At 60.0% G+C, this 22557-nt stretch carries 22 protein-coding genes; 9 read left to right on the top strand and 13 right to left on the bottom strand.

The window, feature by feature from the left end:
* Positions 1 to 38 precede the first annotated feature (38 nt).
* The 11 genes from BLQ28_RS21320 to BLQ28_RS21375 form a co-directional block, all read right to left on the bottom strand.
* Positions 39 to 2012: an AMP-binding protein gene (locus BLQ28_RS21320; protein WP_093243665.1), complete on the bottom strand. Its 1974-nt coding sequence runs from the start codon at positions 2010 to 2012 to the stop codon at positions 39 to 41.
* Between the two features lie 3 nt (positions 2013 to 2015).
* On the bottom strand, positions 2016 to 3215 hold the full coding sequence (locus BLQ28_RS21325) for an ABC transporter substrate-binding protein (RefSeq protein WP_093243668.1): 1200 nt from the start codon (positions 3213 to 3215) through the stop codon (positions 2016 to 2018).
* Positions 3216 to 3252: 37 nt separating this feature from the next.
* Entirely contained in the window at positions 3253 to 4203 is a 951-nt protein-coding gene (locus BLQ28_RS21330) for a branched-chain amino acid ABC transporter permease (RefSeq protein WP_093243670.1), read from the bottom strand.
* Complete coding sequence (locus tag BLQ28_RS21335; RefSeq protein ID WP_093245473.1) at positions 4200 to 5075, bottom strand: branched-chain amino acid ABC transporter permease; 876 nt, start codon at positions 5073 to 5075, stop codon at positions 4200 to 4202. Before BLQ28_RS21335 ends, BLQ28_RS21330 begins: the two co-directional genes overlap by 4 nt.
* Before the next feature lies 1 nt (position 5076).
* Positions 5077 to 5793: an ABC transporter ATP-binding protein gene (locus BLQ28_RS21340; protein WP_093243673.1), complete on the bottom strand. Its 717-nt coding sequence runs from the start codon at positions 5791 to 5793 to the stop codon at positions 5077 to 5079.
* On the bottom strand, positions 5790 to 6581 hold the full coding sequence (locus BLQ28_RS21345; protein WP_093243675.1) for an ABC transporter ATP-binding protein: 792 nt from the start codon (positions 6579 to 6581) through the stop codon (positions 5790 to 5792). The genes BLQ28_RS21340 and BLQ28_RS21345 overlap by 4 nt, the downstream gene beginning before the upstream one ends.
* A gap of 55 nt (positions 6582 to 6636) precedes the next feature.
* Positions 6637 to 7542, bottom strand: a complete 906-nt coding sequence (locus BLQ28_RS21350) for an SDR family oxidoreductase (protein WP_093243678.1) — start codon at positions 7540 to 7542, stop codon at positions 6637 to 6639.
* A 51-nt stretch (positions 7543 to 7593) separates the two neighbouring features.
* On the bottom strand, positions 7594 to 9018 hold the full coding sequence (locus BLQ28_RS21355; RefSeq protein ID WP_093243681.1) for a carotenoid oxygenase family protein: 1425 nt from the start codon (positions 9016 to 9018) through the stop codon (positions 7594 to 7596).
* 251 nt (positions 9019 to 9269) lie between these two features.
* Positions 9270 to 10271, bottom strand: a complete 1002-nt coding sequence (locus BLQ28_RS21360) for a PhzF family phenazine biosynthesis protein (RefSeq protein ID WP_256327405.1) — start codon at positions 10269 to 10271, stop codon at positions 9270 to 9272.
* A 364-nt stretch (positions 10272 to 10635) separates the two neighbouring features.
* Entirely contained in the window at positions 10636 to 11403 is a 768-nt protein-coding gene (locus BLQ28_RS21370; protein WP_093243690.1) for an SDR family oxidoreductase, read from the bottom strand.
* A 262-nt stretch (positions 11404 to 11665) separates the two neighbouring features.
* The gene (locus BLQ28_RS21375) at positions 11666 to 12565 is read right to left on the bottom strand and encodes a LysR family transcriptional regulator (RefSeq protein WP_093243692.1); all 900 of its coding nucleotides are present in this window, start codon (positions 12563 to 12565) and stop codon (positions 11666 to 11668) included.
* Positions 12566 to 12709: 144 nt separating this feature from the next.
* Between BLQ28_RS21375 and BLQ28_RS21380 the strand changes: the two genes are divergently transcribed.
* Genes BLQ28_RS21380 through BLQ28_RS21395 form a run of 4 tightly spaced genes read left to right on the top strand, consistent with a single transcriptional unit; the run spans position 12710 to position 15407 of the window.
* Positions 12710 to 13150: a nuclear transport factor 2 family protein gene (locus BLQ28_RS21380; RefSeq protein ID WP_093243695.1), complete on the top strand. Its 441-nt coding sequence runs from the start codon at positions 12710 to 12712 to the stop codon at positions 13148 to 13150.
* Positions 13151 to 13181: 31 nt separating this feature from the next.
* Positions 13182 to 14081 carry an NAD-dependent epimerase/dehydratase family protein gene (locus tag BLQ28_RS21385; protein WP_093243697.1) on the top strand — a complete coding sequence of 300 codons (900 nt, stop codon included), beginning with the start codon at positions 13182 to 13184 and terminating at the stop codon, positions 14079 to 14081.
* A complete protein-coding gene (locus tag BLQ28_RS21390) occupies positions 14078 to 14950 on the top strand; it encodes an SDR family NAD(P)-dependent oxidoreductase (protein WP_093243700.1) in 873 nt (290 codons plus the stop codon). The genes BLQ28_RS21385 and BLQ28_RS21390 overlap by 4 nt, the downstream gene beginning before the upstream one ends.
* The gene (locus tag BLQ28_RS21395; protein WP_218121951.1) at positions 14931 to 15407 is read left to right on the top strand and encodes a nuclear transport factor 2 family protein; all 477 of its coding nucleotides are present in this window, start codon (positions 14931 to 14933) and stop codon (positions 15405 to 15407) included. The genes BLQ28_RS21390 and BLQ28_RS21395 overlap by 20 nt, the downstream gene beginning before the upstream one ends.
* Positions 15408 to 15557: 150 nt before the next feature.
* Here BLQ28_RS21395 and BLQ28_RS21400 read toward each other — a convergent pair whose 3' ends face one another.
* Together BLQ28_RS21400 and BLQ28_RS21405 are read right to left on the bottom strand one after the other, a co-directional pair.
* A complete protein-coding gene (locus tag BLQ28_RS21400; RefSeq protein WP_093243704.1) occupies positions 15558 to 16475 on the bottom strand; it encodes a LysR family transcriptional regulator in 918 nt (305 codons plus the stop codon).
* 125 nt (positions 16476 to 16600) lie between these two features.
* Positions 16601 to 16900, bottom strand: a complete 300-nt coding sequence (locus BLQ28_RS21405; RefSeq protein WP_093243706.1) for a YciI family protein — start codon at positions 16898 to 16900, stop codon at positions 16601 to 16603.
* A 177-nt stretch (positions 16901 to 17077) separates the two neighbouring features.
* Between BLQ28_RS21405 and BLQ28_RS21410 the strand changes: the two genes are divergently transcribed.
* The 5 genes from BLQ28_RS21410 to BLQ28_RS21430 are packed head-to-tail and all read left to right on the top strand — an operon-like array spanning position 17078 to position 22556.
* Entirely contained in the window at positions 17078 to 18325 is a 1248-nt protein-coding gene (locus BLQ28_RS21410; protein WP_093243709.1) for an ABC transporter substrate-binding protein, read from the top strand.
* Positions 18322 to 19074, top strand: a complete 753-nt coding sequence (locus BLQ28_RS21415) for an ABC transporter ATP-binding protein (protein WP_176801185.1) — start codon at positions 18322 to 18324, stop codon at positions 19072 to 19074. The genes BLQ28_RS21410 and BLQ28_RS21415 overlap by 4 nt, the downstream gene beginning before the upstream one ends.
* The gene (locus BLQ28_RS21420) at positions 19067 to 19768 is read left to right on the top strand and encodes an ABC transporter ATP-binding protein (RefSeq protein ID WP_093243714.1); all 702 of its coding nucleotides are present in this window, start codon (positions 19067 to 19069) and stop codon (positions 19766 to 19768) included. Before BLQ28_RS21415 ends, BLQ28_RS21420 begins: the two co-directional genes overlap by 8 nt.
* An 8-nt stretch (positions 19769 to 19776) precedes the next feature.
* Entirely contained in the window at positions 19777 to 21711 is a 1935-nt protein-coding gene (locus BLQ28_RS21425) for an ABC transporter permease (protein WP_093245475.1), read from the top strand.
* The gene (locus BLQ28_RS21430; RefSeq protein ID WP_093243717.1) at positions 21708 to 22556 is read left to right on the top strand and encodes an SDR family oxidoreductase; all 849 of its coding nucleotides are present in this window, start codon (positions 21708 to 21710) and stop codon (positions 22554 to 22556) included. Before BLQ28_RS21425 ends, BLQ28_RS21430 begins: the two co-directional genes overlap by 4 nt.
* Position 22557: the final 1 nt, after the last annotated feature.

The following is a 22557-nucleotide window of genomic DNA, read 5'->3' on the forward strand; positions in this document are numbered from 1 at the left end:
GGCACGGAGATGTCTTGACCATTGAGTCTCAGCCCACTTCAATCCGTCTGCTGATCGATGGGTGCGCAGACGACGTCGGCCGGCGCAACTTCCGCGTAGAGGGCGGAAATTGACTCGCGTCGGTTGCTGATCACGGCGCGCTGATTGATGTAGCCCTTGTCTGCGACTTCTCCAAGATCGCGGCTTGGGGCCGACGGCAGTACGAGCGCTCGTTTGATGTGCTTGCTGCTGGCTCGTCGACCTGTATTCGCGCGTTCGAGCGCTATGCGCAGAACGGTTCGCACGGCAGCGTGCGAGGCCAGCTCGACGTACCCCAGATGTGCCATGTCCGGTACAAGGGTGCGGCACGCGGCCTCATCGATAAATATCAAAGCACCAACAAAGCGACGGTTCTCCCCTGTCACCACCACGTCCCTCGCAAATGATCCCAGTGCGGCAAGGAGGCGCGCGCGGACCGAGCCGACGTGAACCCAGGTGCCGCTGTCAAGCTTGAAGTCTTCGCCGAGCCTGCCGTCGAAGCGCAGGCCCGCACCGGGGAAATCCGACTGAGCCCATTGGACAGCGTCGCCGGTGCGGTAGTACCCCTCTTCGTCGAAGGCGGCTGCGCTGGCCTGCGCGTCGCCTAAATAGTGCGAGAACAAGTGAGGTCCAGCAATCCGAAGTTCATACCTGTCTGCAACAGGCACTAGCTTGACAGACACACCTGGCAATGGAAGACCCAGCGCGTCGGCCCCATTTGACGGCCAGAAGGTGGAGATCCCTGGGCCGCAAGTCTCTGTTGCGCCGTAGCCTGCGCAGATTGCGATGCGATGGCCAACAGCCCGCTCCGCAGCGCGCTGCAGTCGATCCTCGGTATCTCGCGACAAGGCGGCGCCACCGAACGTGAGGTACTCCAATTTCGAGAAAAACCGAGTCGCGAAGGCAGGGTCACGCTCCATCTCGGTTGCCAGCAGCCCAAAGCCCAGCGGCACATTGATGTACTGACTGGGCGAGAGCTCCCGCAAGTTGGCGACCGTGGCCGCGATGGCACCCGGGGCGGGACGTCCGGCGTCGATGTGCAATGCGGTGCCCATGCGCAGACAACGATGCAACACGATATTGCCTCCCATGACGTGGTGCCAGGGCAACCAGTCGAGCGCAACTTGCTGCGTGTCCGGTATTTTTTCGAGCACGGACGCAGCGATGGCCTGGGCGGCGGCGAGCGCCGCATGCGTCATGACAACAGCCTTGGGCTTGCCGGTTGAGCCGGAAGTGAACATCACCTTTGCCAGAGCTTTGCCGTGCGCGGTCTCGTGGCCAGATTGCGCAATGGCCTCATCACCGGCGAGTAGCGCCGACCAGTCGTTGTCTGGACCCGAGCCGACGACCAGGCCAGCTGAATCCAATCCAAGTTCGGTGGCCACCGGTGCAAATGCCGTGCGCTCTTCTACGTAGAAGCATGCAGGTCCAAGCACTTGCAATAACGACCGCAGCTGTCCTCGATCGCCACCGGGGCTTGCGTAAGCCGGGGAGACAGGCGCGACCGGGATGCCCGCGTACAGCGCGGCGAAAGTCAGGAGCGCGTGCCGCACGGAGTTTCCCGTCAGCATGGCAATCGGCACAATGGGAAGACCGTGCCGCCCCGCGTGCGCTACCGACCGCCGGCGCAACTCTCCACCGATGCGACGAATCTGCTGCCATGCTTCGGCGTACGTTACGGAATACCAGGCGCCAGAAGATTCGCGTTCGGCGAGGCAGATCGCCTCAGGCCTGGCAGCGGCCCAGACGCTGAGCCAATCGACCACGTTGGCTGCGACCGTGGTCGTGGGAGCGTCCGCCGACAGCGGTCGCTCACGCAGCCCAACGGCTGCATCATCTGACCAGCGCAGCAGAAAGCTGCCGTCGCTGCGCTCGATGCGTTCGATCGCCGGCTGCCTGAAGGGCAATCGTCCGTAGGCCGTCGGTTCTGTGGGCGCCGGGCGCAACAGTTCGCTGCGGATCGTCCGAGCGCTCTCTGGCGAATTTTCTAGCATCGCTCAGTCGGAAATGATGTCACCGAACTGCTTCCACGAGGTTCCGTCGAAGCGCATCAACTTCAATTGCCTGAAGGGGCGCAAGTCATCGGGTGACGTGTTGATCTTGATGCCGGGGAGCAAACCGCCGAAGTCGAAGTCCTTCAGGCTAGAGGCTTGCTTCATCACATTCTCCCGCGTCAGGTTGTCTCCTGCTCGGCGAAGAATCTCGGCCAGAACTTGAGCTTGGATGGCCCCGCCGGTGTAGAGCGAGTTTTCAGGATCGCCATTTGGAATCTGCTTCTTCAGCATTGCGTAGTACCCCTTGACGTATGGATCTTGAGCCAATGCGGGGTCGTAGAGATTCTTTGAAAAGGACGACGAGATGGCGCCTACAGCGTTCTCGACCCCTGCCGGGCGCAAGATGCCTGGCGTCGATGACGAACCCACGGGCAGGATCAGCGTCGGCTTCCATCCGATTTCAGCGGCCTTGCGGATCGCCTGTACCACGAACTTCCCGTTCGTGAATACGGCCAACACCGTTGCGCCGCTGCTGCGCAGGGAGACGATCTGAGAGTCAACCGTCGGGTCGGTGGCCTCGTGTGTGACGTCGGCGACCAGGTTTGCTCGCTTGTCGCCCAGGCCGCGCTTGAACCCTGCGAGGTAGTCGGTGCCAAAGTCGTCGTTGCTGCGCAGCACCGCTACTTTCGCGTTGGGTGCGGATGTGGCCACGTAGTGGCCGAAAGCAGCCCCCTCGGTTTCCCAAGCTGGCATGCCAATCATCGTGTAGGGCGCATTCTTGACGTTGACGAAGCGTGTTGCACCCGTCTGGATGAGCAGTTGCGGCACCTTGTTGGTGTTCAGGTAGCGCATCGTGGCCGCATTGCTACCGGTACCGACGGTGCCGAACACGAAGAGGACCTTGTCCTGTTCCACCAGTTGGCGTGTCAATTCGAGGGCTCGCGCGGGGCTGAGCTCGTCGTCGAGTGCGATCACGCGGACCTTGCGGCCGTTGATGCCTCCTTCGTCGTTGATCTGATTGAACTGAGCTTGCGCACCACGCGCCAAGTCACCAAGCAACGAATACGGGCCGCTGAAGGGCGTGGTCACTCCGATCACGATGTCGGCCTTGGTGCCGCTGGGGCTATCGCTCTTCTGCGCAAGCGCCGGACTGAGCGCGAACATCGCGGCGGTGATACCTGCAAGTATTCTGAGCATCTTCATGAGGACTCCATGTGAAAAGTTGTGATAGGTGGATGAATCAGCGCGTAAATCGTGCGGCCCACGCTCGCATGCCGCCAACGATGCCTCTGGGAAGGAAGTAAACGGTGAGCGCAATCGCGATTCCGAAAACCGCCCACGGAGCGGCGGTGGAAACCGCCCCCGCTGCTGTGGGCACGAAGCGGATGAAGAAGGCGCCGATCACCGCACCCGCCAACGAAGCCAGACCGCCGACCACGATGCCAACGGCAAGAATCATGGAATCAAACAGCGAGAACGAGTCGGCCGAAACGAACTGGATCTGCATCGCAAACAGACCTCCGGCAACCCCTGCGTAGATCGCGCTGATGGCGAATGCGAAGATCTTGGTGGCATTGACATTGATCCCCATCGAAGCGGCGGAGATCGGATGCTCACGAACCGCCTGGATGGCCCGGCCTGTGCGGTTCTTGAGCAGATGCACCAACACTGCGTATCCCAAGACAAGGCAGAGCAGGACGACGTAGTAGTACCAGGTATCGGAGCGGACTCCCCATTTGGCAATCGCATCAGGGACCTGCAATGGATCGAGCACGATGCCGTCCGAGCCGCCGGTCCAAATTGCCAACTTCGGGTGCCGCACTAACTGTGGCAACGCGGCGGCGAACGACATGGTCGTCAACGCCAGGAGAGTTCTGTCGAGGCGCTTGATGGGGTAGGCGAAAAGAAAGCTGACGACGCCGCTTACCACGCCACCGCCAATGATCGCGACCGTCCATCCGAGTGGGGTGCGCGTTACCAGAATTGCCGTTGCATAAGCGCCCAACAGCATGAAACCAGCGTGTCCGAGTGAGGCAACACCGCAGTAGCCAATGAGAAGGTTCAAACCGAGCAAGGTCAGGGCGAACGTCAGGGCCATCGTGAACCGAAGAGTCCACACGTCCGTCAACAGCCAAGGCAAAGCCAGCGCAAGAACCAATGCCACCAGCCGAAGTTTGTTGTCGGTGTTCATACGCGCGAGACTCCCGGTTTGCCGAAGATGCCGGCAGGCCTGAACAGAAGGATTCCGATGATCAGAAGATTGGCAACAGTCAGCTTGAGTTCGGTGCCTATCACGTAGGCACCTAGCAGGTTCTCACCCACACCTACAAGCAAACCGCCGACGATGGCCCCCTTCGGGTGATCGATGCCGCCAAGCAGCGCTGCGGTAAAGCCGTAGATGAGCATGCTCGTCATCATTAGCGGATCGAGGTAGAGGATCGGCGCGATCATCATTCCGGCGATGGCACCAATCACGGTCGCGATGCCCCAACCCAGACTGGCCATGTGACGCACTGAGATTCCTGTCAGACGGGCCGAGTCGGGCGAGGCTGCCGCAGCACGCATCTTCAGACCGATATCCGTGTGGCTGAAGAACAGGTAAAGAGCCAGCATGATCGCCGCAGTGACGCCATAGATGCCGAGTTGGTGTGCCGTGACGAGGCCGCCGAGATAGGACACCTTGGGCAAGGGGCTCGGAAAGGTCTGGACCTTGTATCCGAAAAGACTTCCGGAGAGGCTATGAAACAGCATGAGCAGTCCCACGAGCACCATCAACACTGATATTTCTGGAGTTCGCCGGTCTTGAAGTCTTTGCAGGAGGAGCGCGTTGATGGCATATCCGATCGCGAAGGACGACAGCAGCGTTAGGGCGGCCGACACGGCATAACTTGCGCCTGCTGTCATGCAGGCCCACGCAATGAAGGTAGAGAACGTCGCGATCTCGGCTTGGGCAAAGTTCGCGAGCTTGCTGCTCTTGTGAACCATGACGAGTGCCAGGGCGATGAGCGCGTATACGCATCCGGTCGCCAAGCCCGAGAAAACCTGGAAAAGAAATGCTTCCATGTCAACCTCCAAGATAGGCTTGGTGCAGCGCCGAATTTGCTGCGACCTCGGCTGGACTTCCCTGCCCGATGAGTCGACCGTTCTGCATCACACAGATGTGGTGCGCCATCTCGGTTGCCAGTTCGGCGCGCTGCTCGACCAGCAGGACGCCAATCTGGCTGTCCTTCGTGATAGCGCGCAAGATGGTGTAGATCTCCTGCACGAGCAGGGGGGCCAGGCCGAACGATGGTTCGTCGAGCAGCATCATGATGGGCCGCATCATCAGCGCGCGACCGATGGCGAGCATCTGCTGCTCGCCACCTGAAAGTAGTCCCGCCGTCTGCTTTCGGCGTTGGGCGAGGCGCGGAAAGTAGGTGAAGACGCGGTCCATATCGGTGGTGATCGTCGACTTTTCGCCGGTCGCGAGGCCGCCCAGACGAAGGTTGTCGAGGACCGAAAAGTCGACGAAGGTGCCTCGGTTTTCAGGGACATGTGCGATGCGGAGTCGACTGATGCGGCTCGCCTCGAGTTCGGCGATGCTTCGGCCTTGGAATCGGATCTCTCCACTGCGGTTGCACATGCCACTGATCGCCCGCAAGACAGTGGTCTTGCCGGCACCGTTGGCGCCCAGCAGCGCGGTCACGCGCGAAGCATTGACGTCGAACGAGATGTCGCGCAAAACTTGGACACCCCCGTAGCCTGCCGACAGCCGACGGACCGTCAGAAGTTGATCGCTCATGCCGGCTCTCCTAGGTACGCCCGCAACACTTCGGGATGTTCGCGCACCTCATCCGGTGAGCCTTTCGCAATGACGCGGCCGAAGTCGAGAACGACGAGTTCGTCACAGACATTCATGACGAGGTTCATGTTGTGTTCGATCAGCAGTACGGAGATGCCATCCTCGTCGCGCAACCGATGGATGTGTTGAGCGAGTTGCTCCAGTTCACCGGGCGTGAGACCTGCGGCAGGTTCATCGAGCAATAGAAGGCGCGGACCTGCTGCCAGGGCGCGTGCCATCTCCACGCGTCTCTGGACCCCCGCAGGCAACTGACCTACTGGTGTTGAGGCATGTTCCGTAAGGCTCAGCCGATCCATCGCCAGAAGCGCGCGCGCTTCGATTTCCTTCTCCTCGGCGCGTTGCTGGCGGCTGCCAAACAAGGCTGCGATGTAGCCAGAACTACCTTGGCAATGCGCGCCGATGAGTACGTTGTGCCAGACGGGAAGATGGGCAAACGAGGCCAGGTTCTGAAAGGTGCGTAGGACGCCCATGCCAGCCATCTCATACTGCCGGTGCGCCAGGACAGACCGCCCTTTAAGGCGGATGTCGCCTCGGGTCGGGGGCTGGATGCGACTGACACAGTTCACCAGAGTGGTCTTGCCGGCACCGTTGGGTCCGATCAGGCCACAGACCGAGCGAGGCCAGACTTTGAACGAGACCTGATCCAAGGCCTTGATTCCGCCAAACTGCACGCTCAGGTCGTCGACTTCGAGAAGCGATGTTTTCTCAGGTGATGAGGATTGGGACAAGATGGGTCCTGACCAGGGTTCGATGTGGGAGATTGATCGGCGTTGGTATCGCTGTTCACGCCACGCGCATCTGCCGGTCCTTCACGTCCTGCAGCCGAATGCTGTCGCGCATGTGCGCCCACTCTTCATCGGTGTTGTTTCGATAGGCATAGAAGTTGCCGCCGGTTGCGAGAGAGTTCCCGCCATCGATCGAGATGACTTGCCCGGTCATCCAGTCGGCACCATCCGCCATGAGGAAGCCTGCGAGATTCTTGAGCTCCGACATGCGACCGATGCGACGCATTGGATTGTTCGCTTCGCGCCCTGAGGTCTTCTTGCCGGGCGTGAGCCGGGCATTCATCCCCTCAGTGGGAAATTCGCCTGGTGCGATTGCGTTGAGGCGGATGCCGTAGCCGCCCCATTCCACCGCGAGCGATTTGGTCATGTTGGCTACAGCCGACTTTGCCATCGCCGAAGGGACCACAAAAGGACCGCCGTTGAAGATCCACGTCACGAGGATTGATACGACGCTACGGGTTGGCAGCTCAGCACCGTCGGCCAGAAGCTTCCGTGCTTCCTGTGCCCAACGTTTCCCCACGCTGTGGGTCACGTAGAAGGTTCCGTGCATCACCGTGCTGGCGACAGCATCGAAGCCGCGATGCGAAAGGTCCTCGGTACGGCTCACGAAGTTGCCGGCCGCGTTGTTCAGGACACCGTCAAGTGGGCCGCCGTCGTCCCAGATCGCCTGAATCATCGCGTCGACGCCTTCAGGGTCGCGGATGTTCGTGGCAAATGCCCGGACTTTGGTGCCGTGCGCCGAAGCCAGTTCCGCCGCGGTTTGCTCGACAACCTCCTGTCGCCGGCCGCACAGATAGAGGTCGGCGCCGAGCGCGGCATACATGGAAGCCATTTCCTTTCCCAGCCCGGTGCCGCCACCGGTGACAAGAATTCGCTTTCCTTTGAGCAGTCCTTCTTTCAACATTGAGATTCCTTGTTTATGTAGATGCGTGTAAGTGGAGCCAATCGACCTTGACTAGCCGCCGGTCTGTGCGACGTTCTTCCGCTCTATGGCGGGAAACCAGTTGCCGTGAAATCCGGCGGGCACACGGTGGGGCAACGCGGCGCTGCACACGGGGCCGTGTGCCAGGTCCAGTGCGTTGAAGACGACCAGGTCGCTGCGGTTCTCCGTTGCGCGCCAAACCACCGCAAGCAACCATCCGTCGCCTTCCCGCGCATCCGCCGCGCGCGGCACGAAAACCGGCTCGGAGACTCGATCGTCGGGATTGAAGGTGAAGTCGGAACGTTCTTCCGTGGCGTGGTCCACATGACGCAGGCCGTTGTAGCTCTGCAAACGGCCGTCGCTAGTCACCACATGGGAGGCGTACCAGCCGTGTCGATACGGAAGTCCGGAAAACCGCTCATCAATGCGTGGGAACTCGCCTGGCACCGGATCGATTCGTATGCGCGTGAAACGTCGGCGTGTATCTGCGGTGTTGAAAGTCCAGCGCACAAGATGCGCGACTGGGTTCGCATCCGGGGAAGGCGAGCCGTCTGGCAGGGGAAACAACGGTGGCACGTCGAACTCCATCACGTCGGCATGAAGGAGGTTCGGATGATTTGGGTCTTGCCACGCATTCATCGGGTGAAATACATAGCTGGGAGGGCCTTCCCACCACTCAATGTCACGCGTACTTCCGGTGCGCGGCATGATGCCTACACGTGTACCAAACTCAGGCTCCCAGGCGTACGGAGGCAGTCCATTTTTCGCACGTTCCTGGCTTGCCGTGAGCGGCATGACAGGGAACATCACATAGTCCTTCGTGACCATGAAGTCGTGGACCATGCTCGCGTAGGGCGCCTCAAATCGTTCGAAGCGCGTGACTTTTCCCTGCGCGGAAATCACGCCGTAACTCATGCCGGCCGACAGTTGCTCGGGTGTTCCAAATCCAAAGAAGATCAGCTCACCCGTGTGCGGGTCCGTCTTTGGGTGTGCGGTGAAGGCGCCGTTCAACCCGCTGTTGAAATCGATAGGGCCGATCGTATCGAGCGAGTCGACATCGATGTCTATCGGCAAGTGCGCTTCCTCCAGCGCAAGCATGTGACCGGCGTGGCCGATCACGTTGGTATTGGCGGTTCCATCGTCACCCGCGGAGACGGACAGCGATGTGGCACGTGGCTGACCTGTTGCCTGCTGGGCCACGAGGCGCTGCGTACGAATCCAACGGTTGCGGTAGTGCACCACGCCGTTGTCGATGCTGAAGGCATGGAGCATGCCGTCACCCAAGAACCAATGGCTGCCGGGCACCTCGATGTATGGATTGGGGCCGTTGCGCACCAACGTGCCACGCAACTCAGGGGGCCACTTACCACTAGAAGGCAAGGGCCCGAGTTGAGTCTCGAAGCCGATAGGGTCGAGCGGCGAAGCCAACGCCGACAGAGAAGGGGCTGAATCACTCATCGGATCTCCTGAGGTGCGCATTTGTGGTCGGACTGCAGATGCAGGCCATTTCCGTTTGAGACAGGTGCAATGTAGTTTTCAATCTTTACGATGTCAACTTGGTATTAACCTCTATCCATGACGGCAAGCGGCGGCGCCGATCTGCTAGTGGCTCTCGTGAATGAAGTGGCGTGAAGCGAAGCGTTGTCGCAAGCTGTCGAAAGCAGGAATCCGTGGTTCGTGCAGTCGCACTCTTCGTCCACTGGTTGGGCTTAGAGGGTGAAGCTTCCTTCGAAGACGGCGACGCATCGACCACCAACGCGTGTACGCGTAACCCCAAGGTGCGACTGCGCTCGGGTTAACAGCAAACTTGGGCGTCCCATGTCTTCACCTTGACGAATGCGGAGGTGAGTCTCCGAATCTCCGCTGATTTCTGTAAGCAAAGCGGTCAACGCTGCAGCAGCGCTGCCTGTCGCTGGATCCTCCACCATACGGCGCGTGAACATTCGCGCGTGCACATCGCAGCCGGTGTCCGCTCCGACGTCGTGCGTATAGACATAGATGGCTTGTGCGCCATCCAGCGGGAAGACTTTTTCAAAGGACTGGCGATCAGGGAGAACTCGGCGCAGTGCCGCACGCGACTTGACTTCGAAGACCAGTGACGGGAGGCCCGCGGAGACCACCTGAGGCAGATTTCTCTCCGTGGAAACGTCATCCGCCGTCAGGCCTAGACAAGCGGCTGCAAGTGCGGGTGAAACTTCGGAGCGTCGAGCGAGGGGCTCAGGGGAGAGGAGTTCAGCACCGACGACGGAATCGTTTTCCCATATGAGCTCTATCTGCACCAGGCCTGCAGCCTCTTCAAACACGAGATTCTTCAAGGGGGGATCGCCACGGTCCGTCGCTCTTCTAGCCAAGATGAACGCCGTACCGATGTTCGGGTGTCCAGCGAATGGCACCTCACGATCGGGCGTGAAGATTCGGACATGTGCGGTGTGGGAGCCATCGCGCGGGGGGAAGACAAAGGTCGTCTCAACGTAGTTGAACTCCCTGGCGATCGTTTGCATTTGCTCCGCCGACAGGCCCTCGGCTTCGAGGACGACGGCTAACGGGTTTCCGCTAAACATGCCGTCGGTGAATACGTCGACGGTGGCGTAGCGGCGTCTTCTGGGTAGCGACTGGTTTTTTTCACGCGGCGCTGCCGACGAAGGGGATGGGTCGCCCATGAGATCTCCTTTGGACACGGCCTTGGCTGCGGACGCAGAGATTGCCGTCATCGGGATGCAGTTTAGCTCAAATCTTTACATCGTCAATATTGCGTCGGTGGCAACGCCTGCGTGCGATTTCCTTGCGTCCCGAGGCTCCAGTCCCGCTCGGGTCAGGGATCTGTTCGCCGTTACTCGAAGGGATGTCCTGAACTTCCCGCTCGAGCGTCTCCCACGGAAGTGAGCAGAGGGAGCCGCTCTCTTCGTGACATGAGGCGTCGAAAGCGGCCCGGTAAGTGGACGCCGCATGCTGGCTTCAGCCGCTCCACTCAGGATCGCCGGTCGGCTCCTTGTGTCGCTGTGGCTGGGCCGGCATCGTGAAAACGTGGGCTTCGACCGACGCAGAGCCGACCGAGCAAGAGATCTTTGGGGGTGACTACCAGGTTGAATCACCGCGAATCACGACATCTGCACCACCATCAATGAAGATCGTCTGACCGGTAACGTGACCGTTCTTTTCGCTGATAAGCCACGCAAGTAGTTCGGCAGCGGCGATTGGTTCATAGGGCCCGCCCAGAGGCATTGGTGTTCCGGCACTGATCCTCGCGCGAGTTCCCTCGTCATCGAACAGTCGCTTGAGTAGCTCCGTTTTCACAAGGCCAGGGGCAATAGCGTTCAGGGGGATACCGGCGCCAGACCATTCAGAGCGAATGGCATTGCGACGAATCCATCGCGACAGGGCTCGTTTGGTGGTGGCATAGACAAACTTCTCTTCTTTCGCCTTCTCCAGAGCCAGCGACTCGTCCCCGTCTAGCAGCACATTGAGGAGTTGAGGGTCGAAGAGATGAACGGAGGTGATGGATGACACAGCGACCGCACGAGGCGCTGACGATTCAAGCAACAGGGGGCGAAGGCCCTCGAGTGTCGCCAGGGCGCCGTAATAGTTCACGGCGACCGTGATCGGACCACCTGTGTCGACGCCCGCGATTGCGAGAATTGCGTCGATCTTCCCATCGCTGATCTTGGTGACTTGTTCGATCATGGTCGCACGGCCATGATGCTGGCTGAGATCTGCAACAACTTCTGCGTCACGTATGTCGACACCAATGACACGGCCACCTTGCGATTCAAGAAGACGCTTGGTTTCCATGCCGATACCGGAGGCTGCACCCGTCACTACATAAACTCGAGCTTGATCGGACATTTGATTTTCTTTCCTAGGTTGAGTAAGCGCGAAGGCCAGTAGCGGCGCTGGCCTGCGATGTCCGTGAGGACCAACCAAAGATAGATGCGACCGGGTCCAGTACCAAGTGGGGTAGCGGTCAACACTGCTCGGACAAGATGTCCGCATTCATGGTGCGGCAGTGGAAGCTATGACCTTCTCTGCCGGAAGGCACGAGCTGCTCCTGGGGGCTGGAGCAAGGACACTGCCGCAGCGCGGCGCGCCTGGGCACCTTGTGGCTATGCTATTTCTGGCGAATTTGCCGCTCGGAGTATTGCTCGGTCAAGAAGTCAATGAATGCTCGCAGCTTCGGCGTGATGTGCTTGCCGGAAGGCCACAGCAGACGAAAGACGTTTTTCTCCGTTGCATAGTCCTCAAGCACCGAAACCAAGGCGCCGCTGGCCAGGGCATGCTGTACGGAATAGTCCGACATGTATGCGATGCCGGCTCCTGCCAGTGCAAAGCTCAACCGCGCCTCGTTGCTGTTGCAAGTCATGCAAGTCGGCAGCCGATACTCCGCCTCGTCATTCGTCCTACGCAACCTCCAGATCTGAAGCTTGCCCGTGTTCGGCATCCGAAACTGGATGCATGTATGCTGAGCTAGGTCCCTGGGATGGGAGGGCTTGCCGTGACGCTCGAAGTAGGAGGGCGCACCGACGACAAGCATACGGAAGCTGCCCACCAGTTTTGACGAGAGTTGTGAGTCTTCGACCTCGCCACTGCGCACGACGGCGTCGAATCCTTCCTCGATCACGTCCACCTTGCGGTTGTCGAACTCCAAATCGAGCTCGACCTCGGGATATTTCCGCTGGAATGCTGTGAGTACTTCCAGGAATGGCGCGCCGATCAACGGGAATCCGATTCGAAGTCGGCCTCGAACCTCCGAGGTCGTTTGGGTCAGTGCTGCCTCTGCGGCGTCGAACTCATCGCGGATGCGCCGCGCATGCTCGAGGAAAGCCGATCCTTCAGCGGTAAGTGTCACGCTGCGCGTGCTGCGATGAAACATCCGAACACCAAAACTCTGTTCAAGGCGCGTGATGCTCTTGCCAATACCGGAGGCGGAGATTCCCAGCAGTCTGCCTGCCGCAACAAAGCTGCGTGCGTCCGCGACATGAACAAATACGTTGATTGCGAAGCGATCCATACGTGCCGAGGGTAAACAATTCCGGACACTTTGTCCGGGATGAGGTGAGTTGATGCCCCCTTATTCTTCGAGGTGAGAGCCGCTAAGTTCTGTTGACGCTGAGTGCGACGTTTGTTGCGCAGTCAGTCAACAGGAGATGTTCTCATGACCAAGGTAGAGAGATCCGCAGTCCCTGCGGAGCAGGAAAAAGTTGAAGGCTTCGGACTCGACGTGCCGATGCTCGAGCTTGCTGAGCAGTTGGAAGGCCAAAGGTGGCTGGCCATGCTGGATGGGAATCACGAGGCCCTATCCCGATTGGTATCGGAGGACTTGTGGTACGTGCATTCGAGCGGCCTCAAGGATGGCAAGAAAGGCTATGTCGACTCCGTGAAGACGGGACTTGTCGTGTACCAGAGCTCCAAGCGTCAGATCAACACAGTCATTCGGCTTGGTGATCAAGCGTTCCTCGCCGGAGGCGAGGTCGTGATGGATGCCGTGATCCGAGGAGTCCAGAAGCGCCTGCAGTCATTGTTTTCCGTGACCTGGCGTCAGGAGCAGGGGATTTGGCGTCTTGTTGCTCACCAGACAACCCTGCTGCCGCTTTGATGCTGTTCACCTTTTCAGAAACGAGATCTGTATGAAAGTATTTATCACAGGGGCGTCCGGCTTTATTGGCGGTAGCGTGGCCGTACGCCTGTTGGCCGCGGGGCATAGCGTCCGGGGCCTGGTGCGCGACGCCGAGAAGGCCGAGCGCATCGCAAAGTTGGGGGTCGAACCCGTCATTGGCACGCTTGATGACCGGGATCTCCTGGTCGCGGAGGCGCAAAAGTCTGATGGCGTCATCAACGCTGCGGACAGCGATCATCGGCCCGGAGTCTTGGCGCTCATTGAAGGGCTTTGGGGATCGGGTAAGCCGTTGCTACATACAAGCGGCTCTAGCGTCATCAGCGACGACGCCCGTGGGAACTCGGTCTCCGAGACCGTCTTTGAGGAGGAGACCCCATTCGTCGTTCCGCCCTCGAAGCAGGCTCGCCGTGACATCGATACAAGGGTGCTCGACGCCATCGGCTCGGGCATACGTGCGGTCGTCATTTGTCCCAGCAACGTATACGGCGTGGGCCACGGCCTCAATCCGCGTAGTGTCCAGATTCCATTCCTCGTCGATCAGGCCAAGAAGAGCGGAGTAGTGAAGATCGTCGGCCGCGGCGTCAACGTCTGGTCGAACGTTCACATCGACGATCTGGCCGAGCTTTATCTGCTTGCCCTCGAGAAGGCACCTGCAGGAACGCTCTATTTTGTTGAGAACGGCGAGGTTTCATTTGGAGAAATCGGCGCGGCAATCGCGAAGCGAATGAAGCTCGGACCGGTCGTTTTCTGGCCGGCAGAAGAGGCGGCGAAGGAGTGGGGTGAGGTCTGGGCCTACTTCACCTACGGCAGCAACAGCCGGGTGAACGCGAAACGCGCCCGAAAGGAACTGGGCTGGAAGCCACTTCGCAATTCGGCGATTTCCTGGATCGAAGAGGAGATGCCGCTATGAGCAAAGTTTGGCTGGTGACTGGAGCGGCCAGCGGTCTGGGCGCCGGAATTGCCCGTGCCGCACTGGACGCAGGTGACCTGATGGTTGCTACGGATATGGATAGCGCTCGTCTTTCGACTGCCTATGCTGACAGTGGTGATCGCGTGCTTACTGCGAAGCTTGATATTCGCGATGCCCTTCAGGCTGGATCTGTGGTGAGTGCCGCCGTCAAGAGATTCGGGCGCATTGATGTGCTCGTGAACAACGCGGGCTACGGCCAGTTCGGGCCGTTCGAGGAGATTGCACCAGAGTCCGCTGAACGGCAGTTTGCCACCAATGTCTTTGGCACATTCAACGTGACGCGTGCGGTCTTGCCGGTAATGAGAGGCCAGCGCTCCGGGTATGTGATCAACATGTCGTCCAACGGCGGATTCAAAGGCGTTTCAGGTGCATCGATGTACTCTGCATCGAAGTTCGCCATCGAAGGTTTCTCGGAGGCTCTCGCGCTGGAAATCGCAGGCTTCGGTATCCGACTGACCATTGTCGAGCCCGGCGCGTTCCGCACGGACTTTCTTGATGATCGTGCCTTGAAGAAGGGTGATATCTCCATCGAAGACTACGAGGAGTTCCGCGCTCGGGCCAATGCTGTGTTTGTGCAGCGCAATCACCGCCAGGTCGGCGACCCGGAAAAGCTCGGGCAGGCGTTGGTGCAGCTTGCTGCGCAACCCGTTTCGCCGCTACGTTTCGTGGCAGGCGCAGACGCTCTGGCCGTCGTGACGCAGAAGATCAAAAGCGTAGCGGAGGAAGTTGAGCGCTGGCGAGATCTGTCGGTTTCCACGGATTTCGCGACCACACCATCGACTGAAAGTAATGAAAATGAGCAACGTTGATCTCATGGCACGCCTCGACGTGCTGGAAAGCCGCTTCGCTATTGAGCGATTGATCGGGCAGTACGCGCAGGCCTTTGACAATCAAGACGAGGCGATGCTACGCGGCATTTGGCACGACGGTGCAACGCTGTCTCTCGGCGCGACCTTCGGTGCGTTCGAGGGAGTCGAGGAGATCATGCAATCTGCGCACTCGAACTGGAAGCAAATGCCGCACATGCATCATTGGATGGCCAATCCCATCATCGACATCGAAGGCGATCGTGCGACCGGAAGAGTTGCAGTCGACTGCCTATGCACAGATGTGACGAGTGGTCCGGTTCAGATCAGTGGCCTCTACCATGATCGGTTTGAGCGCCGCGGTCATCGCTGGGCATTCGTGGAGCGCCGGTTCGAGATGCACTTCTTGACACCGCTGCAGAACTGGACGCCGATCGCGGGTAGTGAGTTCAAGGGGTAGAGGGTGATCTGCGAAAGACGCGCCGCCGTGTGCGATCAAGCCCGCGGTAAGTTTGCATACTTCGCTGTTCCCCGACGCGTCAGCGACCTAGCGGATTCGCTGGCGCGTCTTTCGCATCTTTTTTTACGACGAGCTTGAAATCCGCTTCCCTCAAAAACTGCTATCAAAGGCTTCGTCTCCTTGAATGCGTTCGGCGAGGAATTCCAGCAATGCGCGCATTGCCGCACTATTCTGGCGTCGCTGCATGAAGGCCGCATACAACCATAGGTCGCGCGGTAGATGCTCCTGTAGCACAGGCACAAGGGCACCTTGGCTGAGGTGTTGTCGAACCATCACGGTCGGCACGCAGATAACGCCAAGATCTGCGAGGGCAGCGCTGATCAGCGCCACGGCGTCGTTGGCATCCATTCGGCTGTTCACTGGTACCGCATAGATCTCGCCATTCGGCCCCGCCGTTTGAAAAGGCAACGTGGGGGTCGGCCCCAACAAGGAATAAGTCAAGACATCGTGCTTGCGAATGTCTTCAGGTGTGCGCGGAAGGCCGCGTCGAGCCCAATAGCGTGGCGTTGCGCACAGCGACATGCTGACTGAGTGCAGGCGGCGAACAATGAGGTTGTCGTTGTTGAGCCGCCCCATGCGAATGGCAACGTCTACACCATCCTGAACCAAATCGACCACCCGATTGCTGAGGCGCAGGCTTACATGAACCTGCGGATGAAGGTTCATGAATGCACCCAAGACGCCTGGAAGGGGACTGTGCTCGAGTCCGTGCGGTGCAGTGATGTGAAGGCGGCCCGAGGGTTGGCGTGCGTGAGCTTCGAGCTCGTGAGCCGTCGTTTCCAAGGTCTCCAGTAGCGGCTTGCTGCGTTCGAGAAGCAGCCTTCCAGCATCCGTCAGGCTGACAGAGCGAGTGGACCGATTGAGCAAGCGAACGCCAAAGCGTGTCTCAAGCTGGGAGATGTGCTTGCTCACGGCGGCAGGAGACATTCGAAGCGCTACCGCCGTGCGCGAGAAGCTGCTTCGCTCGGCCACTGCTTGAAAGGTTCTTAGAAGCTCAAATCCGTCCATGGCATTTCATTCCGTTGTCGGCCTGCGCCGGTGCATTCGAGTTCAGGCACGTATGCGGTGGAGATTTCTAAACCGGAAAGACCTCGTCATTCGATATGAAGGCCTCCCGTTCCCCTTGACCGTGACTAGCGAGAGATGAGGTTTTCAAAATCGAAAAACGATTTCCGCCACCGTATCACTTTGACTTGCTCGAAGAGCCCTCCCTGATTGAAGGGGTCCCCGGCGGCAAAGGCGTCAGCGATCGCGCGATCGTCGGTGTCGATGAGGATGATGCCGCCGTGCGGTCTATCGTTCTCGTCAAGCATTGCGCCGCCGGCGAGCATGAGGTGCTTGCGTGCGTCCAGGTAGGCAACATGCTCGGGGCGAAGTCGGGAGCGCAGTTCTTCTTCATGTGGCTTGTCGAAGGTGAGGATGGCATAGGGCATGGTTTTTCCTTGGGGTTGATGTCGGATCGGCTTCCACACCTCTGCGAGAAGCCGGCTGGTAGATTCTGTTGTTGACATAAGTGTCTAATAATGGGGGAAACCCTCTGATGTATTTGACGAAATAGTCAAATACTAAGTGGGCGCGCCGCCTGAGGCGCGACCCACAAGGAGACATTCATGCACAACAGGCACCCCGGTTCGGCCCTTGGCGCGGCGATGCGTACGGTCCCGATCGCCGTCGTCATCGCAATGGCGGCCCTCCCCGCAACAGCGCAAACGACGCCGTCTTTCAGGATTGGGATGGCGACCGATATGTCGTCGGCCTACAGCGACCTGTCGGGCAAGTACTCGGTCGCTGCAGCTCAAATGGCGATCGAGGACTTCGGCGGCAGCGTGCTGGGGCGCCCGATCGAATTGCTTACGGCAGATCACCAACTCAAGCCCACGATTGGGTCGGCGATCGTCACTGAATGGTTCGATCGCGACAACGTCTCGGCCGTCTTTGGGCTTGCAGGCTCGTCGGTCTCGATGGCAGCTCAGGCCATTGCGAAGGCTCGGCCCAAACGCACCATCGTCTACACCATTGCGCAGAGCTCCGATCTGATTGGCAAGGCCTGCATCCCCAATGGGGTTCACTGGGCACCGGACTTCTATTCGTTGGGGGTCTCGCCCACGCGCTATGTCAGCCAGAAGCTCGGTAAGGACTGGTATGTGATGGTCCAGGACACTGCGGCTGGTCCGCCGGCCCGGGCGGCCGCAATGGCAGGCATAAAGGCTGGAGGAGGGCGTGTACTCGGCGACGTTCGCGTGCCGGTCAATGCCGGTGATGTTTCATCCTTCGTGCTGCAGGCGCAGGGCGCACGCGCGAATAGCATCGCGCTCGGTTTCGGCGGGACCGACATGGTCAATGTCATCAAGGCGGCCCGGCAGTTCGGAATGACAAGGGAGGGTGTGACTTTCGTTGCCGGTGGTGGGCTGTTCACCACCGACATCGCTGCGATGGGGCCGCAATTGGCCGCCGGAGTGACATTTGCGACACCGTTCTACGCGGAGATGAACGACGAGGCGCGAGCCTGGTCGAAGCGCTTCTTTGCAAAGACGGGACGCTATCCGGCGTTCTCTCACGCTGACGAGTATCAGGCCGTCATGCACTATCTGAAGGCGGTCCAGAAGGCGGGTACCGACGATGCGACGAGCGTCGTGCCGACCATGCGCGCTATGCCGGTCACCTCTTTTGCTGTGAAGGACGGCCGCATCCGCGAGGACAACCAGTTGGTTCGCACCATGTATCTCGGCAAGGTGAAGGCGGAGTCACAGTCGAAATCTCCGGCCGACTACCTTGATCTGTTAGCGACCATCGCGCCCGAAGAGGCTTTCTCGCCCATCGCACAAAGCGAATGCCCCATGGTGAAGAAGCAGCCATGAATCCCTACATCCTCGAGGCGCAGGGCTTGCGCAAAGACTTCGGAGGCTTCTGTGCAGTTTCGGGAGTCGACCTGCGCGTCCGGCGCGGCCATATTCATGCACTGATTGGCCCGAACGGTGCCGGCAAATCGACCACCTTCAATCTGCTGACCAAGTTTCTTCAGCCCAGTGGCGGATCGATCTCCTACAACGGGCGCGACATCACGCGCTTGCGGCCTGCCGCAGTGGCTCGCCTCGGCCTGGTGCGCTCATTCCAGATCTCCGCTGTTTTCCCGCACCTGAGCGTGCTCGACAACGTGCGAATCGCGCTTCAGCGCAAGCTCGGCACTGCCTTTCACTTCTGGCGCAACAACAGCGGTCTCGATGTGCTGAACGACCGGGCGGAAGAGTTGCTCGCGTCGGTGGGGCTCGGTGACTGCCTGGATAGCGTCGCGGCCGATCTTTCCTATGGCAAGCGGCGTGCGCTTGAAATCGCCACCACCCTGTCGCTGGACCCCGAGATGCTGCTGCTTGATGAACCGATGGCGGGTCTCGGCCGTGAGGACATCGGCGTCGTCTCCGAATTGATCCGGCAAGTGGGAAAGCATCGCACGGTGTTGATGGTCGAGCACAATCTTTCAGTGGTCGCAGCCCTGTCGGACACGATCACAGTGATGGCGCGCGGCCAGGTACTTGCCGAGGGCCCCTACGCGGAGGTATCCAAGAATCCCGAGGTCCGCGCGGCCTATATGGGAGCAGCTCATGCCTGAACTGCTGCGCGTCCGCAACCTGCGCGCGGGCTATGGCGAGTCGCAGGTGTTGCACGGCATGGATTTCGACGTGCGACAGGGTGAAGTGGTCACGCTGCTCGGACGCAACGGGGCCGGCAAATCGACCGCCCTGAAGGCGATCATGGGCATGCTCGATCGCCGCAGCGGCGAGGTGCTGCTCGGTGGGACGAACTGCATCGACCTTCCCTCTGACCGCATCGCACGCTTGGGCATCGCGTTCTGTCCGGAGGAGCGCGGTATCTATGCCAGCCTCAGCGTCGAGGAAAACCTGATGCTGCCACCCGTCATCGCGAAAGGTGGCATGAGCGTGGAGGAAATCTACGCGTTGTTTCCCAACCTCTGGGAGCGCAGGCGTAGCTTGGGAACCCGGATGTCGGGAGGCGAGCAGCAAATGCTTGCGATCGGCCGCATTCTGCGCACCGGCGCAAAGCTGCTCCTGCTCGACGAGCCAACTGAAGGCCTGGCACCCGTCATCGTCCAGCAGATCGAGAAAGCGATCCGCACCCTGAAGACTCGCGGCTTCACCATCCTGCTGGTCGAGCAGAACTCGCAGTTCGCCGCCAGCGTCGCCGAGCGGCACTACATCGTCGAGCACGGTCGGGTGGTCGACGCCTTCACCAGCGCTGAGTTCAACGAAAGCAGCGAGCGCGTCAACACCTACCTCGCCGTGTGAGGATTCCCATGTCAGAACTCTTCTCTTTCCTGCCGCCTGCCCCTGCATTGTTTGGCCAGCTACTGGTCGGCTTGATCAATGGCAGTTTCTACGCGATGCTGAGCTTGGGCCTCGCCGTCATCTTCGGCCTCCTGAACATTGTCAACTTCACCCACGGAGCGCAATACATGCTGGGTGCGTTGTGCGCCTATGTGCTGTTGAATGCACTGGGAGTTGGCTACTGGGCGGCGCTGATCCTCGCGCCGCTAATCGTTGGTGCGCTCGGCATTGTGCTGGAGCGACTGTTCTTGCAGCACCTATACCGGCTGAACCACCTGTACGGCATGCTACTGACCTTCGGCGTGGCGCTCATTCTCGAGGGACTGGTGCGCCATCAGTTCGGCTCCACGGGCGTGCCGTACCCGATTCCTGAACTGCTGAATGGCGCTTGGGACATCGGCTTCATGGTGCTGCCAATTTATCGCGTCTGGGTAATTGCACTGTCGCTCGTGATCTGCTTGGCGACCTGGTATCTCATTGAACGCACACGCCTGGGTGCCCATCTGCGCGCCTCGACCGAGAACCCGAAGCTCACGCGCGCGTTCGGCATCAATGTGCCGCGCCTGGTGACGCTGACTTACGGTTGCGGTGTGGGTCTTGCGGCGCTCGCCGGCGTGATGGCCGCTCCGATCTACCAAGTCAATGCGCAGATGGGGGCTGACGCAATCATCATCGTCTTCGCCGTGGTCGTCATTGGCGGGATGGGCTCGATCATGGGTGCGATCGTCTCCGGATTCGGTCTGGGTCTCGTTGAGGGACTGACCAAGGTTTTCTATCCGCAGGCTTCGACCACTATCGTCTTCATCGTGATGGTGCTGGTTCTCCTGGTGCGTCCGGCGGGCCTTTTCGGTAACGCGTTGTTGGCTGGAGCAGCCCACGGTGCGTCCAGCGACACGGCGACCTGTGCGCCACCACCAGTGTTGTCAAGGACTCTGTTGGTGGTGGTGCTTCTGCTGGGGTTGGTCGCGCCGCAGATCGTCTATCAGGTGTTCCTGATGAAGGTGCTGTGCTTCGCGCTTTTTGCCAGTGCATTCAACCTGCTGCTGGGGTACGGCGGTCTGCTGTCCTTCGGTCATGCGGCGTTCTACGGAGGCGCCAGCTACATCACCGCACACTGCGTGAAGGAACTCGGGATGGATCCGGCACTTGCTATTCTGGCTGGCACCGCGGCATCGGCGCTGCTCGGGCTCGCCTTCGGTGTGGTCGGCATCAGGCGGCAGGGCATCTACTTTTCGATGATCACACTGGCTTTGGCGCAGATGATTTACTTCATCGCTCTCCAGGCGCCGTTCACGCATGCCGACGAGGGCATCCAGGGGGTGCCGCGTGGAAAGCTCTTCGGCATCCTCGATCTGAGTAACACCAACACGATGTACTACTTCGTGTTCGTGGTCTGTTCGCTTGGCCTCTGGCTCATCTATCGGACAATCAACTCGCCCTTCGGCAACGTACTGAAGAGCATCAGGGAGAACGAAGCCCGGGCGGTTTCGCTCGGCTATGACACCGACCTCTTCAAGCTGCAGGCTTTTGTACTCTCGGCCGCACTCGCGGGCCTCGCGGGAGCTCTTGACGCGCTGGTCTTCCAACTGGCTTCGTTGACCAACGTGCACTGGAGTATGTCGGGCCACGCCATGCTGATGACTGTCCTCGGTGGCGTGGGCACCTTCGCTGGGCCGATTGTTGGTGCAGTGATCGTGGCCGCGATGGAAAACTACCTGGCCCAGCTCGGCGCATGGGTGACGGTGATTCACGGCGCAATCTTCGTCTTGTGTGTGATGGCTTTCCGCCGAGGAATCGTAGGTGAAGCGGCAAGATTTCTCCGGCTTCGATCGAAGGCGCGGGCTGTGGTGTCAGCGACCGCACCAGCACCGACCCGCCGGTTGAAAGCGGAGCCTCTTCAATGACGAGTGCAAACGCTGCATTGCACCGCAGGGTCGTGATAACAGGCGCGGCTGGCGGGTTGGGGCGAGCAATGGCTCTTGGGCTGCTAGATGCCGGCTACAGCGTGATGCTCGTCGATCAGGATGCCACGCGGATCGGTGAGACGCTGGCGCTGGCCGACGCGCGCAGAGTCGGTGAGCGGGCCTTCAGATTCGATGCCGACCTGACTGCAACCGATGCAAGCGTGTCGATCATGGATGCTGCCCAGGTGCTACTCGGCGGAATCGACATCCTGGTCAACAACGCCGGCCTCGGCCCAGGCCTGATCAGCAAGAATTATTTCTCCGATCCTCCCGCCTTCGATTCGTTGTCGGATACGTTGGTGCGGCAGTTCTTCGAGGTCAACGGCATCGCTCCGATGCTGCTGGCGATGCATGCGGCGCGGCGTATGCGGCTGCAGCGGTGGGGCCGCATCGTCAACGTAACGACCAGCCACGACTCGATGATGCGGCGCGGCTTTGCGCCCTATGGAGGCACCAAGGCCTCACTCGAATCGCACAGCGCGATCATGGCGCGCGACCTGGAGGGCAGCGGTATCACGGTCAACGTGCTGGTGCCAGGTGGTGCCGCCGACACGGCCATGATCCCGCAGGAATCTGGCTTCGAACGAGCTCAGTTGATCCGTCCCGAATCGATGGTTGCACCGCTACTGTGGCTGCTGGCCGACGTTCCGGATGCACCGCACGAGCGCCGCGTACTTGCGGCTGGGTGGACGCCGGAGGCGTCTACGAATGGACACCCTTCCGTGGCACCGATCGGCTGGCCGGGCACCGGCAGCCCGGCGATCCTGCCATCCAACTCTCATTAAT

This window comes from Variovorax sp. EL159 (assembly GCF_900100965.1).
Classification (GTDB): Bacteria; Pseudomonadota; Gammaproteobacteria; order Burkholderiales; family Burkholderiaceae_C; genus Variovorax.